This window comes from Actinotalea subterranea, assembly GCF_008364845.1.
Lineage (GTDB): Bacteria > Actinomycetota > Actinomycetes > Actinomycetales > Cellulomonadaceae > Actinotalea > Actinotalea subterranea.
The window spans coordinates 1-13,179 of record NZ_VTTP01000015.1 but is presented as its reverse complement, the minus strand read 5'-3'; the positions used below and the strand labels follow the sequence as shown (position 1 = coordinate 13,179).

Genomic DNA, 13,179 nt, shown 5'->3' with positions numbered 1-13,179 from the left:
GGAGGAGCACCCGACCACCCGCGGACCGGCGGGACGGCTCGTCAGTCGGCCATGGTGAAGCCCTGGTCGGCGCCGTAGGTGCTGGACGCCTCCGCCCAGTCCGCGAGGCCCTCGGCGAGCGTCAGGTCGGACACGTAGGCCTGGCCGACGGTGTCGTTGAAGATGCTGTTCGCGTAGACCTGGAAGGGCAGGTACTGCCAGCCCTCGACGACGTCCTGCGCGGACTGCGCGAGCACCTCGTTGACCTTCTGCCCGCCGAAGTACTCGAACTCCTTGCCGACGAACTCCTCGGACTCGAGCTCGGCGACCGTCGCGGGGAACGCCCCGCCGTCGAGCCGAGTCTGGACGCCGTCGCCCGCGTTCGCGTACTCGAGGAACGCGTACGCCAGCTCGGCCTTCTCGCTCGCCGCCGGGATGGTCAGCGAGCTGCCGCCGTTCTCCGCGGTGGCCGACGCGCCGGCCTCCCACTGCGGCATGGGCGCGACGCGCCACTTGCCCGCGCCGGCCTCGACGCCGGACTCGAGGTTCGCGGGCATCCACGCACCGATGGTCAGGGTCGCGATGGTGCCGTCGCCCAGGCCCTGGTACCACTCGTCGCTCCACCCGCTCACGGGGGACACCAGGTCCTCGTCGACGAGCTGCTGCCACAGCTCGGCGAACTTGGTGGAGCCCTCGTCGGTGAAGTCGATCGCGACGTCGGTGCCGTCGACGGCGTAGGGCTTGCCGCCCGCCTGCCAGATCATGCTCGTGGTGAAGCCCGCGTCACCCGTGTCGCTCGTGATGTAGACCTCGGGGTCCGCGGCGTGCAGGGCGCGCGCGGCCTCGACGTACTCGTCCCACGTGGTGGGGACGGCGACACGGAGGCGCTCGAAGACCTCGGTGTTGTAGAAGAGGGCCATCGGCCCCGAGTCCATGGGCAGGCCGTAGATGCCCTCGCCCTGGTGCACGGCCGACCACGGGCCAGGCGTGTACGTGCCCTCGAGGTCGGCCGCACCGAGGTCGCTGAGCTCGGTCAGCGACTCCCCGATGGCGAACTGGGGCAGGGCGAAGTACTCGATCTGCGCGACGTCGGGGACGCCCGAGCCCGCGGCGATCGCGTTCTGGAGCGCGGTGTACGCGTCGTTGCCCGTGCCCACGTTCGCGAGCTCGACGTCGACGTTCGGGTGCTCGGCCTCGAAGTCCTCGACGACCTGCTCGAGCGTCGGCTCCCAGGCCCAGACGAGGAGGTCGCCGCCCTCCTCGAGGACGGACGCCGTGTCGCCGGCAGCCGCGTCGCCGCCCCCGTCGTCGGCCTCGTCGGCACCGGAGCTGCACGCGGCCAGCGCGAGCGTGGCCGCGCCGGCCAGCGCGACGCCACGCATCAGGGTCCTGGGGATGACGGTCATGAGATGTCCTCTCGCTTCTTTGTCGATGGCGGACGGTCGTGCGGGGTCGGTGGGGCTCACTCCTTGACGCTCCCGGCGGCGAGGCCGGACTGCCAGTAGCGCTGGAGCAGCAGGAACGCGGCGACGAGCGGCAGGATCGTCAGCAGGGAGCCGGTGATGACGAGGTTGAAGATCGCCTCGCCGCCCGCGGTCGCCGCCTGCGCGTTCCACGAGTTCAGGCCGAGGGTGAGCGGGTACCAGTCCGGGTCCCGCAGCATGATCAGCGGCAGGAAGTAGTTGTTCCAGGTCGCGACCATCGTGAAGAGCAGCACCGTGACGATCCCGGGGGCGAGCAGCGGGAGACTGATCTGCGCGAAGGTCCGCAGCTCGCTCGCGCCGTCCATGCGCGCGGCCTCGAGGAGCTCGGTGGGGACGGCCTCGCTCGCGAACGTCCACATGAGGTAGAGACCGAACGGTGAGATCAGCGAGGGGATGATGACCGACCAGGGCGTGTTGGTCAGGCCCATCCGGCTGAACATGAGGAATGTGGGCACGGCGAGCGCGGTCCCGGGCACGGCGACGGCGCCGATCACGATCGCGAACACCGCCCTGCGTCCGGGGAACGAGAACTTGGCGAGCCCGTAGCCGCCGATCACCGCGAGCGCCGTGGCACCGCCCGCGCCGGCGACGACGTAGAGCAGGGTGTTGAGCAGCCACCGGACGAACACGCCGTCGTCGTACGTGAGCGTCTCGGCCACGTTGGTGCCGAGCGCGAACGGCCCGCTGAACCAGAGGCCGAACGACCCGAAGAGGCTGCCCTGGGTCTTGGTCGCGTTGATGACCAGCCAGGCGAGCGGGATGAGGCTGTAGACGAGCACGACGCCCGTGGCGACCGTGAGCAGGACGCTGCGGCGGGGCCGGGCGGTGCCACGGCGGGGAGCACCCTCGCGGACGCCGGGTCGCAGGCGCGGGGCGGTGCGGCCGGTGGCGCGTGCGGCGCGTGCGGGGGCGGGGTCGACGACGGTCATGTCACGCCTCCTTGCGCATGCCGCGCAGCTGGACGACGTAGGCGACGACCATCGTCAGGAGGCCCATGATCAGGGCGACCGTGGCGGAGTAGTTGTACTGCTGGCCGGAGAAGGACAGCGAGTACGCGTACATGTTGGGCGTGAAGTGCGTCGTGATGGCGTTGGGCGCGAGGTTCTGGAGGATCGCGGGCTCGTTGAAGAGCTGGAAGCTCCCGATGATCGAGAAGATGGTCGCGACGACCATCGCGCCGCGGATCGCGGGGAGCTTGATCGCGGTGATCACGCGCCAGGGCCCGGCCCCGTCGATCTCGGCGGCCTCGTAGAGCGTCGTCGGGATGACCCGGAGGGCCGAGTAGAAGATCAGCATGTTGTAGCCCACGAACTCCCAGGTCACGATGTTGCCGATCGACGCGAGCACGAGGTCGGGTGCGAGCGGGTCGGGCAGCGCGACGCCGAGCGCGTCCTCGATGTTGCCGACGAGCCCGAAGCGCGTGCCGTACATGAAGCCCCACATGAGGGTCGCGACGACGGCGGGCACGGCATAGGGCAGGAAGATCGAGATGCGGAAGAAGGACGCGCCGTAGAGGCGGCCGCCGTCGATCGCGAGGGCCACGAGGAGCGCGATGCCGAGCATGATCGGCACCTGGACGGCCAGGAAGAGCGCGACCCTGCCGAAGGCCGCCCACAGCTGGGCGTCGCCGAGCGCGCGCTGGTAGTTCTCGATCCCCACGAACGCGTTGCCGCCGACGAGCTGCTGGCGGAAGAGGCTCAGGTAGAGCGAGTACGCGATCGGCGCCAGGAACACGAGCCCGAAGACCGCCATGAACGGGCCGACGAACCCCCAGCCGCGCCACGACCGGCGTGCGCGCCTGGTCGTCGCCGGCAGGCCCGTGGCGATCACCGCCTGCGCCATGCGCATCACTCCCTCGTGAGCCATCGCGGATGTTTACGTAAACATCCGCCGCGACCGGCAGCCTGACATGCGCCTTTCGCCCGTGTCAACGGCTCCAGGTCACAGAATGGTGACGTGAACATTCGCCCGGTCCCTGCCGCGCCGCGTCCCGTCGACCGGCCCCGGGCGCTCGTATGATCGCGCCATGCTGAGCCGAGACGGCGTGCCGGCGGACGGTGCCGACGAGCCGTCGAGCACGCCCGTCGTCCCGCCGCCCCGGGCGCGCCAGGGACCCTCCATGGCCGACGTCGCGGCCCTCGCAGGCGTGTCCTCGCAGACCGTCTCACGCGTCTCGACGGGCGCCGGCACCGTCCGCCCGGAGACCCGGCGGCGCGTCCTGGCCGCGATGACCGAGCTCGGGTACTCCCCGAACAACGCGGCCAGGGCCCTGCGCTACGGCAGCTTCGAGACGATCGGCCTCATCGCGCACCGCCTCGCCCGCACCGGCGAGTCACGCACGGTCGAGGCCGTCGTCGACGCCGCACGCCTGCACGGGTACACGGTGAGCCTCGTCGACGTGCAGAGCCCGTCCTCCACCGACGTCAGCGAGGCCGTCGCACGTCTGAGCCACCAGGCCATCGACGGCCTCATCATCATCCGCGCAGAGACCGCGACACCTGCGACCCTCGCGCTGCCCGCGCGCCTGCCTGTCGTCGTCTCCGACTCCCGGTTCGTGGGCCACCACCCCGCCGTCGGGACCGACCAGACCGCGGGGAGCCGCGCCGCCGTCGAGCACCTCCTCGCACTCGGCCACCGCACCGTGCACCACATCGCCGGCCCCGCCGACTCCGCACCCGCCCAGCTCCGCGTCGAGGCGTGGCGCCGCGCCCTCGAGGACGGCGGCCGGCCCGCACCGCCACCGGTCCGCGGCGACTGGTCCGCCCGCTCCGGCTACGAGCAGGGTCGCGGACTCGCGCTCGACCGGACGGTCACGGCCGTCTTCTGCGCCAACGACGAGATGGCGGCGGGTCTCTACCGTGCGCTGCACGAGGCAGGGCTGCGCGTGCCCGACGACGTCTCGGTGGTCGGGTTCGACGACATCCCGCTCGCCGAGTACCTGTGGCCCCCGCTGACCACGGTGGCGCAGGACTTCCACCTCATCGGGCGCCTGCTCGTGGAGCTCCTGCTCCAGCAGGTCCATGAGCGGACCGAGCTCGCGGACCACCGGACGCTCATCCCCGTGGACCTCGTGGTGCGCTCCAGCACGGCCCCGCCGAGCGCCGCGCGGGGCTGAGCACGCCGGGGCGGGAGATGACCCGTTAGGACCGCGGGGCTGCGGCGCCCGACGACGCCCGCACGCCCGCCACCAGCGGCGGGACGTCGACGGCGATCTCCTTGCCCAGGGTCGCCCCGCCCAGCAGCTCAAGGGAGTCACCGCTCCAGAACTTGCCCGGGTCGAACCAGCTCGGCCGGCGCCCGGGCGCGAGGATCCCCATCGCCTCGTACGTGATGGCCACGATCTCCGCGCAGTACGCCCGCTCGAGCTCGGCCTCGGCGTCGGCCGCCGAGCCCCGCCGCAGGAACGACGGCACGCGGCCCGCGACCCACCGGGTCACGAGCTGCGTCGTGGACGGGAACGGCGTCCCGTCGAGACGCGCGATGGTGCGCAGCACCGCGTCCTCGGCCTCGGCATCCACAGGGTGGTCGAGCTGGCGGAACCAGGCCTTCTGCCCGTACCGGTGCGCCCACGCACCGACCGCGTCGCGCAGGTCGTGGAGCTGGGCACCGCGCTGGTGCGTCCCGGACCACATGTCCGGCAGCGACCGCCCGAGCTCGGCGTGCCACATGAGCGGCGGCAGGTCGTCGAGGACCACTGCCATGCCGACGTGGTTGACGGGGCTGTTGGTGCCCATCTGGATCGCCCGGTCGACGGCGGTGCGCCCCCGGAACAGCCAGAGGTCGCCCGTGCGGGTGGCGTCGAGCGCCTGGTCCAGTCCGATCACGGTCGCGGCCACGCTCTGTAGCCTAGGGACGTGCGGTGGTGGAAGGTGCTCGGTGTGGCCGGGATAGCGGGCGTGGCAGCCACGGGCGTGCTCATCGCCAAGGACGAGCGCCGACGTCGGGCGTACGAGCCGCACGAGATCCGCGAGCGGCTGCACGCGCGGCACGCGGAGGCGGTCGAGACGGCCGCCGAGCTGGAGGCCGGGCCGGACCTCGACGACGCACCCCGGTAGGGACGCGCACGCACCGACCGACGCACGAGCGAGGAGCACCATGCGGGTTGCCGTGATCGGTCTCGGTTCGATCGCCACCAAGGCGTACCTGCCGGTGCTCATGTCGACGCCGGGAGTGACACCGGTGCTCGTCTCCCGCAGCCGCGAGACCGTCGAGCGCATCGGCCGCGCGTACCGCGTGCCCGAGCAGCACACGTCGCTCGACGACGCGATCACTTCGGGCCTCGACGCCGCCACGGTGCACAGCCCGACCCGGACGCACCCCGAGATCGTCGAGACGCTCGTCCGCGCTGGCGTGCCGGTGCTCGTGGACAAGCCGTTGGCCGACGACGCCGCGACGGCCGCAACGCTCGCGTCGACCGCCGCCGCGCAGGGCGTGAGCCTCATGGTCGGCTTCAACCGCCGGTTCGCCCCCGCCTACCGGGAGCTCGCCGGGTGGCCCGACCGCGACGTCGTGACGCTCCAGAAGCACCGCGACGAGCCGCTGGGCCCCGCCCGGGCCATGGTGTTCGACGACTACGTCCACGTGCTCGACACGCTGCGGTTCCTGGTGCCCTCGCCGCTCACGGACGTCGTGGTGCACACCCGCGTCGACGCGTCCGGCTGCCGCCGCCTGGCCGTGCAGTTCACCGGCGAGGGCCGCATCGCGACAGGGGTCATGAGCTGGACCGCGGGCATGGCGCACGAGCACCTCGACGTCGTCGGCGACGGCAGGAGGCGGCAGGTCACCGACCTCGCGGACGTCGTCGACCTCGACGGCACGGAACGCCTCACGCGACGCGACGGCTGGCAGCCCGCCACGACCCTGCGCGGCTTCGACGCGATGTGCGCGCACTTCCTCGGCGCGGTCCGCGAGGGGCGGGTCCTCGACGCGCACGACGCCGTGGTGACGCACGAGCTGTGCGAGCGCGTGGTCGCTGCGGCCGAGGGGCGCGTCTGACCGCCTGCGTTCGTGCGATCTGGCGGCGCTCACAACGGCGCGCATGCGGGGTGCGACCACGAGGTCAGGTCAATGCCCGCGGGGAGCGACGCCCCGAGGCGCGAACGCGTTCGAGGCAATGACGAGGACCGTGAAGACCATGAGCGGCATGATCGACCCGCCGTCCCGCACGACGTGCACCAGGAACACAGCCACACCAGCCAGGCCTGCGGAGGCCCCGACGACCCGCCACGGCCAGGAGGCCTTGCGCCTGGCGACCTGGACGATGAACGCGACCCCGGCACCAGTGACCACGGCGGCAGTCATCATCACGGCGCCGGCGCTCAACGGCAGCACCCCACGGCTTTGGCGCCGGCGTGGAGCGCGGTCTCGGCTCGGTTGAGATGCACCGTCGCATTCCACCATGCACGCGTGGTCCTCGGGTCGGCGACGACGGGGTAGGTGACGTCCGCATTCGGGGCGACGATCTTCAGGCTGACCCGACGTCGATCGTCAGGCCGGTGAGCTCCTCGACCTGGCGCCACACGCGCTCCGCAGTCTCGCGGCCAGGAGCAGCGGTCCTGGCAGGCGGCGGTACGGGGACGGGGGCGCCCCGCAGCCGCCCGCTGGGGGCGAAGTACTCCCCGCCACGGACCTCCCGGTCGGTGAGCGCTCGGACGGCGGACCAGGCGGCGGTGTCCTTGCCCTGCGCCCACGGGGTGTACGGGTTGCGCTGATAGGGCGTGGTGGCGTCGCGGATGCCGGGGCGCTCAGGTGTCTTCGCGTCGACGCCCACTCCGGGTCGCGTCACGACGGACGCGACGGGCAGGCCTGCCGCGCGGAGCCTGCGGTCGAGCTCGAACGCGAAGATCTCGGTCACGGTCTTGGCCTTCGTGTAGGCCGCGACCCCGAGCCTGGGGACCCGCTGTAGGTCGTCGACCCCCAGGTGCAGCCGCTCGACGAACCCTGTCGACGTGTGGACGACTCGACTCAGGCCGCGATGCTCGACGGCGGTGGCGACGAGGGCGGGGAGCAGCCGTGCGATCAGCCTCGCGTTCGCGGCGACGTGGGTTCCGAGGAGGAGCGGCAACCCGTCCTCGGTCACGGCGCGTCGGCCCGTGCTCATCGCGCCTCCGTTGAGCAGGACGGCGTCCAGGCGCGGCAACGACGCAAGCTCCGCGGCTGCGGCATCGACCGATGCCAGCGAGCCGAGCTCGAGCACGACGAGCCGCACCGATGCGTGCGGCACCCTGCTGCGGACGGAGTCAGCGGCCCGTCGGAGCTTGCTCTCCGAACGGGAGGCGAGCACGACGTCTGCGCCGGCAGCGGCGAGCTGCTCCGCTGCGAAGTAGCCGATCCCGGCGGTGGCGCCGGTCACGACGACGGTGCGTCCGGTCTGGTCTGGCAGTCGTGCGGGGTCCCAGGGCATGCTGTCCTCTTCTCTCAAGCGGATGACCTATCCGCTTGAACGCTAGCACAACTGGATAGGTCATCCGCTTGAGGTACGGTGGGGGCATGGCAGCCCTTCGATCCGACGCAGCACGCAGCAGGGCGCGCATCATCGACATCGCCCGGACGCACGACCGCGCAACCCTGCGACTCAACGAGGTCGCCCGCGAGGCCGGGGTCGGCGTCGGGACCGTCTACAGGCACTTCCCGACGGTCCACGCACTCGTCGAGGCCCTCTCCGTCGACACCCTCGACGCGATGCTCGCGACCTCTCGGCGCGCCGCAGCAGTCCCCGACCCGGGTGAGGGCCTGGCCCTCTACCTGCGCTCCGCGCTCACGCTCCAGCTCGAGGACGGCGGCCTCCAGGCCGTCCTGCTCTCCCCCGAGGACGAGGCCGAGGCCGTCCGAACCGTCAAGCGCGAGATCTTCGAGACCTTCGCGTCCCTGCTCGAGGCCGCCCGCGCCGCTGGTGCCATCCGCGCCGACCTGACGGTCGGCCATCTGGCGCACCTGGTCTGCGGGATCGAGCACGCGGTACGGCTCGGTTCGCCCGACGACCTGCCCCTGCTCCTCCAGGTGATGCTCGACGGACTGAAGCCTCAGCCGCTCGCCACCTACACCGGGTGAATACACTGAGTGTATAGTCGCGCCATGACGGTACCGATGGCGATCTTGGCGTTCCTCGAGGACCGGCCCGCTCACGGATTCGCGCTCAAGCAGCGCTACGACGGCTTGCTCGGGCATGAGCGCGAGCTGAAGTCTGGCCAGGTCTACTCCACGCTCGCCCGCCTGGAACGGGACGGACTGACCCGGGGCGTCGAGATCGAGCGCGGCGAGGGACCGGACCGTCGGGTCTACGCCATCACCGACTCCGGGGTCGCGGAGCTGGAGCACTGGCTGCGCACTCCGCACGCTGCCAACGCCCGGCCCACCGAGCTGTTCACCAAGGTGGTCCTGGCACTCGTGTCCGGGCGCGAAGCCGGCCCCCTCCTGGAAGAGCAGCGGGCGGTGTACCTGAAGCGGATGCGCCAGCTCACCGCCGCCCGGCACGACGGTGACGTGGTCGACCGGCTGGCGGGTGACTACGAGATCGCCCACCTCGAGGCAGACCTGCGGTGGATCGAGCTGGCCGCGGCGCGGATGTCCGACGTGGCGTCGCGCATCCACGGGCGCGCCGAGGGCATGCCGTGAGCGCCGTCTTGTCCGGGCACGGACTGGGACTGGCGTTCGGTCCGACGACCGTTCTGCACGACGTCGACATCGCTCTGGACCCTGGTGAGATCGTCGCGGTCCTGGGCGCGTCCGGATCAGGCAAGTCGACCCTCCTGCACGTGCTCGCAGGGCTGCTGCGGCCGGACGCCGGTTCGGTCGAGCTGGACGGGCGTCGCATCGACCACCTCGCCGACCGCGAGAGGTCTGAGCTGCGCCTGCGGCGGTTCGGATTCGTGTTCCAGCTCGGCGACCTCGTGCCCGAGCTCACCGTGGTGGAGAACGTCGAGCTGCCGCTGCGCCTCACCGGGGTCGCTCGTCGGCTCGCGCGATCCCAGGCCATGGAGATCCTGGCCGACCTGGCCGTCGCGGACGTCGCCGCTCGGCGGGTGAACGAGGTCTCCGGCGGTCAGGCGCAGCGCGCCGCCGTGGCTCGTGCTCTGGTGCACCGTCCTGCCGTCGTGCTCGCAGACGAGCCCACCGGGTCGCTGGACACCGTGACCGGCGAGCTGGTCCTCGAGGCTTTCGTTCGCGCAGCTCGGGCCGTGGGGACCGCAGTCCTGCTGGTGACGCACGAGGCTCGCGTCGCGTCGTGGGCCAGCCGGGAGGTCCAGCTCCGCGACGGGTGCGTCGTGGCGCCTGCGACGACGTCATGACCGCCCTCGTGACGCTGGCGTGGCGCCTGGCACTCACCGGTGGGGCGCGTCGCATCGTGGTCGTCCTCGTCGGGAACGGCGTCGCGACGGCGCTCCTGCTCGCCACCGCAGCGGTCCCGTCCGCGATCTACCCGGCGGGCACCGTCGTGGACCCAGCCGAGCGGGCGAGCGTGACGGCGGCCCTGACCTTCAGCCTGCTACCCGCGGTCGTCCTGCTCCTCACCGCGAGCCGCACCTCCGCCGCGGTGCGCGACCGCCGCTTGGCGTCCTTCCGACTGCTCGGCGTCTCTCTCCGGCGGACGGCGATCCTCGCCTGCCTGGAGAATGGGATGCTCGGCCTCGCCGGATCCGTCGCCGGTCTGGCTCTCTTCCTGGCCACGGCACCACTGGTCGAAGCCCTCGTCGCCGCGGGCCCGGGCTGGTTCCGTGCGCCGTTCACCACGGGTGCGATGCCGGCTCTCGCGGTCGTCCTCACCGTGACCCTGCTCACCGCGGGGATCGCCACGGTGTCCCTCCGCCGTCTGACGCGCGACCCGATCGCCCAGCGCTCCGAGGCGACACGACGCGACCCGAGCCTGTGGCGGCTCACGCTGCTGCTCACCGCCGTCGCCCCCATGGCGCTTCTCGCCGCGATCGGGCGGACGGCCAGCTGGTTGCAGAGCACCGGCGGTCTCGTCCTCCTCGTTGCCGGCGCCATGGCGGGCGCCATCGCCATCGCACAGGTGACCCCCTTGGTCTCCGCGTGGCTGGCCCGGCTGCTGATCCGTGGCGGCTCGACCCCTGCGGTCCTCGCGGGCCGCGCCATCCAGACGGAACCGGGCGGAACCGCGAGGCTCGTGTCGGGCCTCGGGGTGGCGGTCTACCTTGCGCTCGCGGCTCTCGCCGTGCTCAGCGCCTACGAGTCCACACCGCAGTACCAGTTCGCGCTGCAGACCATCCGGGAAGGACCCCAGCCGATCAGCGTCGGGCATCAACGCGACGGGCAAGGCTCACGGGTCGCGCCGTTGACGCGCGAGGAGATGGCTGCCCTTAGCACGGTGCCCGGGGTCCGCGCCGTGGTGCCGGGCTATGAGACGAGCGTCGACGACGTCTGCGCACCGGAGGAGGCGTGCTTCGCCGACGTCTTCGTCGGCACCTGTGCACAGCTCGCGGAGGTCATGGTGGCGCGGGGGTGCAGCGACGACACAGCTGCAGTGATCGCGATCGAGAGGTTCGCCGGCACCCAGTGGGGTTGGGACGCGGGCCAGGGCGAGCTGGACACCGCCACGAGCCTGGACATCCGCTTCAGTGAGGACGGCCCGCCCTCTGCCGTCACACTGGGCGCGCCGATCATGCAGGACTCCGCCGCCACCCAAGCCCTGTGGGTCTACCAGTCGTCCTACAACGTCTTCGTCCCGCAGCACATCGCTGACGCGGCGGACGCTCATCCGCTGTCAGCGACAGTCATTGCCGACGGCGGGCTGGCGGTCCAGCAGGCTGTGGCACGAGCGGCTCCGCCGGGCGTGGTCGTCGAGCCGTATCCCCTGTGGGACTACGACTCCGTCATGCGTGTCCGGGCGCTCATCACCACCCTGTGCGCCGTCGTCATCGGACTCGGCATGCTCAGCCTCGCGATGACGACCGTTGACCGCGCCGTCGACCGACGCAGATCCGTCGCGCGCCAGATCGCCATCGGCATCCCCCCTCGAGTCCTCCGCGGTGCGCAGCTGCTCGAGACGCTCGTGCCGCTGGGGATCGCCGTCACGTTGGCGACCGGGCTCGGCGCACTCATGGTCCGCGCGTGGGCCGCGCTGGCCGAATGGCCGCCGCTCGCCGACGGTGTGCAGCTCGGCCTCGTGGCGTCGGCTTCCCTGATCGGCGCTGTACTCGTCTCGCTCAGCACGCTCCCTCTCATCCGGACACGCATCACCCCGGACCTGCTCCGCCGGGAGTAGCGCACGGAGGACGATCGTCTTTGCCACTCCTTGGGTGCCCCAAGACTGAAGGGACTTCTCGGCATTGAAGGGGGTGGTGGAGGTACCAAGCGCCACCACGGATGGGAACCGGGTCTGCTGACGGGCGTCGTCACGTGGGGCTTGACCCCTAAGGGTGGACACGCGGGGTGGTTTCACGCGGCGGTCGCCAGCCTAGCGGCGCCGTGGTGGGCGTTCTCGTAGGTGACGGGGCTGAGGTAGCCGCACCAGGAGTGGCGGCGTCTGGTGTTGTAGCGGGTGATCCAGGCGAACACCGACCGGCGGGCGGTGGCTGGGTCGGGCCACCCGTGGGCGCCGGCGAGGGTCTCGCGTTTGAGGGTCGCGTTGAACGACTCGGCCATCGCGTTGTCCGCCGAGGAGCCCACCGCGCCCATCGACCGGATCACGCCGAGCCGCTCACACAGGGTGGCGTAGTCCTTGGAGGTGTAGACCGACCCGTGGTCGGCGTGGAAGATCGCTCCGGACAGGGACCCGCGCTCGGCGGCGGCCGCGCGCAGGGCATCGGCGACCAGGTCGGTGCGCATGTGGTCGGCGATCGACCAGCCGACCAGGCGCCGGGAGTAGCAGTCGATCACGGTCGCGAGGTAGAGGAACCTCTTGTCCCCGCAGGGCAGGTAGGTGATGTCCCCGACGTACTTGGTGTTCGGCGCGTCGGCCGTGAAGTCCCGCTCGAGCAGGTCCGGGACCTTCTGGCCGTCCGGGCCGGGCACCGTGGTCCGCACCCGTCGGCGCAGCCGGATCCCGGCGATGTGATGCTCGCGCATCACCCGAGCGACCCTCTTGTGGTTGACCCGCTCAGCGGCCGGGACGCCGTCGTTGAGCTCGACGGTGATCCGCGGGGCCCCACACGCGGCGTCGGCGGCGTGGACCGCTGCGATCCGCGCGGCCAGGGCCTGGTCATCGGCCCGACGAGCAGCACGTGTGGGCGCGGCGCCCAGCCACTTGTAGAAGGAGGAGCGTGCGATCTGCACGACCTGGCACAGCCGCTTCACCTCGAAGGTGGACTGGTGCTCGGCGACGAACTGGAAGCGGCTCACCAGTTCGTCTCCCCGGCGAAATACTTCGCCGCCGCGCGCAAGATCTCCCGCTCGGTGCTCAGCTTGCGCTTCTCATCTTCGAGCTCACGGACCTTCGAGCGGAGCCGCACCAGCTCCTGCTCAGGGCTCTCACCCGGCGGCGGGGCGCTCGAGCGCGGCCGTGACTGTCCGCGAATCGGCACGCCGGCGGCCTTGATCCACCCCGACAGGGTCGTGTCCATGATCCCCAGATCAGCCGCGATCCCCGCGACCGTCGCCGTCGGTGTCGTGCGGTACAGCTCGACCGCATCGCGGCGAAACTCCGCCGAGTACGTCTTCCTTGCCATGAGCAGATCTTCTCGCTGAACCGCCCCGGCGTGTCCGGAGACTCACTGGTGTGAGACCTCCGCTGTTGGCGTGAGGCTGTGGGCAGCGTAGT

The 13,179-nt window shown here is 71.5% G+C and carries 14 protein-coding genes; 7 read left to right on the top strand and 7 right to left on the bottom strand.

Features of this window, described 5'->3' with window-relative positions; genetic code table 11:
- Positions 1 to 41 precede the first annotated feature (41 nt).
- The 3 genes from FZ988_RS17660 to FZ988_RS17650 are packed head-to-tail and all read right to left on the bottom strand — an operon-like array spanning position 42 to position 3,311.
- A complete protein-coding gene (locus FZ988_RS17660) occupies positions 42 to 1,385 on the bottom strand; it encodes an ABC transporter substrate-binding protein (RefSeq protein WP_149205361.1) in 1,344 nt (447 codons plus the stop codon).
- 56 nt (positions 1,386 to 1,441) lie between these two features.
- On the bottom strand, positions 1,442 to 2,392 hold the full coding sequence (locus FZ988_RS17655; RefSeq protein WP_149205360.1) for a carbohydrate ABC transporter permease: 951 nt from the start codon (positions 2,390 to 2,392) through the stop codon (positions 1,442 to 1,444).
- 1 nt (position 2,393) lies between these two features.
- Positions 2,394 to 3,311: a carbohydrate ABC transporter permease gene (locus FZ988_RS17650; RefSeq protein WP_149205396.1), complete on the bottom strand. Its 918-nt coding sequence runs from the start codon at positions 3,309 to 3,311 to the stop codon at positions 2,394 to 2,396.
- A gap of 178 nt (positions 3,312 to 3,489) precedes the next feature.
- On the opposite strand from FZ988_RS17650, the gene FZ988_RS17645 reads away from it, so the two are divergent.
- On the top strand, positions 3,490 to 4,578 hold the full coding sequence (locus FZ988_RS17645; protein WP_425458008.1) for a LacI family DNA-binding transcriptional regulator: 1,089 nt from the start codon (positions 3,490 to 3,492) through the stop codon (positions 4,576 to 4,578).
- Between the two features lie 25 nt (positions 4,579 to 4,603).
- Here the strand turns inward: FZ988_RS17645 and FZ988_RS17640 are convergent, their stop codons facing one another.
- Positions 4,604 to 5,299, bottom strand: coding sequence for a hypothetical protein (locus FZ988_RS17640; protein ID WP_223145186.1), 696 nt, complete (start codon positions 5,297 to 5,299; stop codon positions 4,604 to 4,606).
- Positions 5,300 to 5,317: 18 nt separating this feature from the next.
- On the opposite strand from FZ988_RS17640, the gene FZ988_RS17635 reads away from it, so the two are divergent.
- Positions 5,318 to 5,518, top strand: coding sequence for a hypothetical protein (locus FZ988_RS17635; protein WP_149205359.1), 201 nt, complete (start codon positions 5,318 to 5,320; stop codon positions 5,516 to 5,518).
- 40 nt (positions 5,519 to 5,558) lie between these two features.
- Positions 5,559 to 6,458, top strand: coding sequence for a Gfo/Idh/MocA family protein (locus tag FZ988_RS17630; protein ID WP_149205358.1), 900 nt, complete (start codon positions 5,559 to 5,561; stop codon positions 6,456 to 6,458).
- Between the two features lie 69 nt (positions 6,459 to 6,527).
- Here FZ988_RS17630 and FZ988_RS17625 read toward each other — a convergent pair whose 3' ends face one another.
- Positions 6,528 to 6,785, bottom strand: a complete 258-nt coding sequence (locus FZ988_RS17625) for a hypothetical protein (RefSeq protein WP_149205357.1) — start codon at positions 6,783 to 6,785, stop codon at positions 6,528 to 6,530.
- A 142-nt stretch (positions 6,786 to 6,927) separates the two neighbouring features.
- Positions 6,928 to 7,866, bottom strand: a complete 939-nt coding sequence (locus FZ988_RS17620) for an SDR family NAD(P)-dependent oxidoreductase (RefSeq protein WP_149205356.1) — start codon at positions 7,864 to 7,866, stop codon at positions 6,928 to 6,930.
- 86 nt (positions 7,867 to 7,952) lie between these two features.
- Between FZ988_RS17620 and FZ988_RS17615 the strand changes: the two genes are divergently transcribed.
- From FZ988_RS17615 to FZ988_RS17600, 4 genes are read left to right on the top strand one after another with little or no spacing between them, the layout of a single operon-like run.
- The gene (locus tag FZ988_RS17615; RefSeq protein WP_149205355.1) at positions 7,953 to 8,513 is read left to right on the top strand and encodes a TetR/AcrR family transcriptional regulator; all 561 of its coding nucleotides are present in this window, start codon (positions 7,953 to 7,955) and stop codon (positions 8,511 to 8,513) included.
- A 24-nt stretch (positions 8,514 to 8,537) separates the two neighbouring features.
- Positions 8,538 to 9,077 carry a PadR family transcriptional regulator gene (locus FZ988_RS17610; protein ID WP_149205354.1) on the top strand — a complete coding sequence of 180 codons (540 nt, stop codon included), beginning with the start codon at positions 8,538 to 8,540 and terminating at the stop codon, positions 9,075 to 9,077.
- Positions 9,074 to 9,751: an ABC transporter ATP-binding protein gene (locus tag FZ988_RS17605; RefSeq protein WP_149205353.1), complete on the top strand. Its 678-nt coding sequence runs from the start codon at positions 9,074 to 9,076 to the stop codon at positions 9,749 to 9,751. The genes FZ988_RS17610 and FZ988_RS17605 overlap by 4 nt, the downstream gene beginning before the upstream one ends.
- Positions 9,748 to 11,685 carry an ABC transporter permease gene (locus tag FZ988_RS17600; RefSeq protein WP_149205352.1) on the top strand — a complete coding sequence of 646 codons (1,938 nt, stop codon included), beginning with the start codon at positions 9,748 to 9,750 and terminating at the stop codon, positions 11,683 to 11,685. The genes FZ988_RS17605 and FZ988_RS17600 overlap by 4 nt, the downstream gene beginning before the upstream one ends.
- A 173-nt stretch (positions 11,686 to 11,858) precedes the next feature.
- Here FZ988_RS17600 and FZ988_RS17595 read toward each other — a convergent pair.
- A protein-coding gene (locus FZ988_RS17595; protein WP_425458006.1) for an IS3 family transposase occupies positions 11,859 to 13,087 on the bottom strand; the annotation gives its coding sequence in 2 pieces (ribosomal slippage) (positions 11,859 to 12,778 and positions 12,778 to 13,087; 1,230 coding nt in all).
- Positions 13,088 to 13,179: the final 92 nt, after the last annotated feature.

Bases quoted from the DNA above. Each gene is read 5' to 3' on its own strand.
- FZ988_RS17645 (WP_425458008.1), top strand. From the start codon at position 3,490: ATGCTGAGCCGAGACGGCGTGCCGGCGGACGGTGCCGACGAGCCGTCG.
- FZ988_RS17610 (WP_149205354.1), top strand. From the start codon at position 8,538: ATGACGGTACCGATGGCGATCTTGGCGTTCCTCGAGGACCGGCCCGCT.
- FZ988_RS17630 (WP_149205358.1), top strand. From the start codon at position 5,559: ATGCGGGTTGCCGTGATCGGTCTCGGTTCGATCGCCACCAAGGCGTAC.
- FZ988_RS17620 (WP_149205356.1), bottom strand. From the start codon at position 7,866: ATGCCCTGGGACCCCGCACGACTGCCAGACCAGACCGGACGCACCGTC.
- FZ988_RS17600 (WP_149205352.1), top strand. From the start codon at position 9,748: ATGACCGCCCTCGTGACGCTGGCGTGGCGCCTGGCACTCACCGGTGGG.
- FZ988_RS17660 (WP_149205361.1), bottom strand. From the start codon at position 1,385: ATGACCGTCATCCCCAGGACCCTGATGCGTGGCGTCGCGCTGGCCGGC.
- FZ988_RS17650 (WP_149205396.1), bottom strand. From the start codon at position 3,311: ATGCGCATGGCGCAGGCGGTGATCGCCACGGGCCTGCCGGCGACGACC.
- FZ988_RS17655 (WP_149205360.1), bottom strand. From the start codon at position 2,392: ATGACCGTCGTCGACCCCGCCCCCGCACGCGCCGCACGCGCCACCGGC.
- FZ988_RS17615 (WP_149205355.1), top strand. From the start codon at position 7,953: ATGGCAGCCCTTCGATCCGACGCAGCACGCAGCAGGGCGCGCATCATC.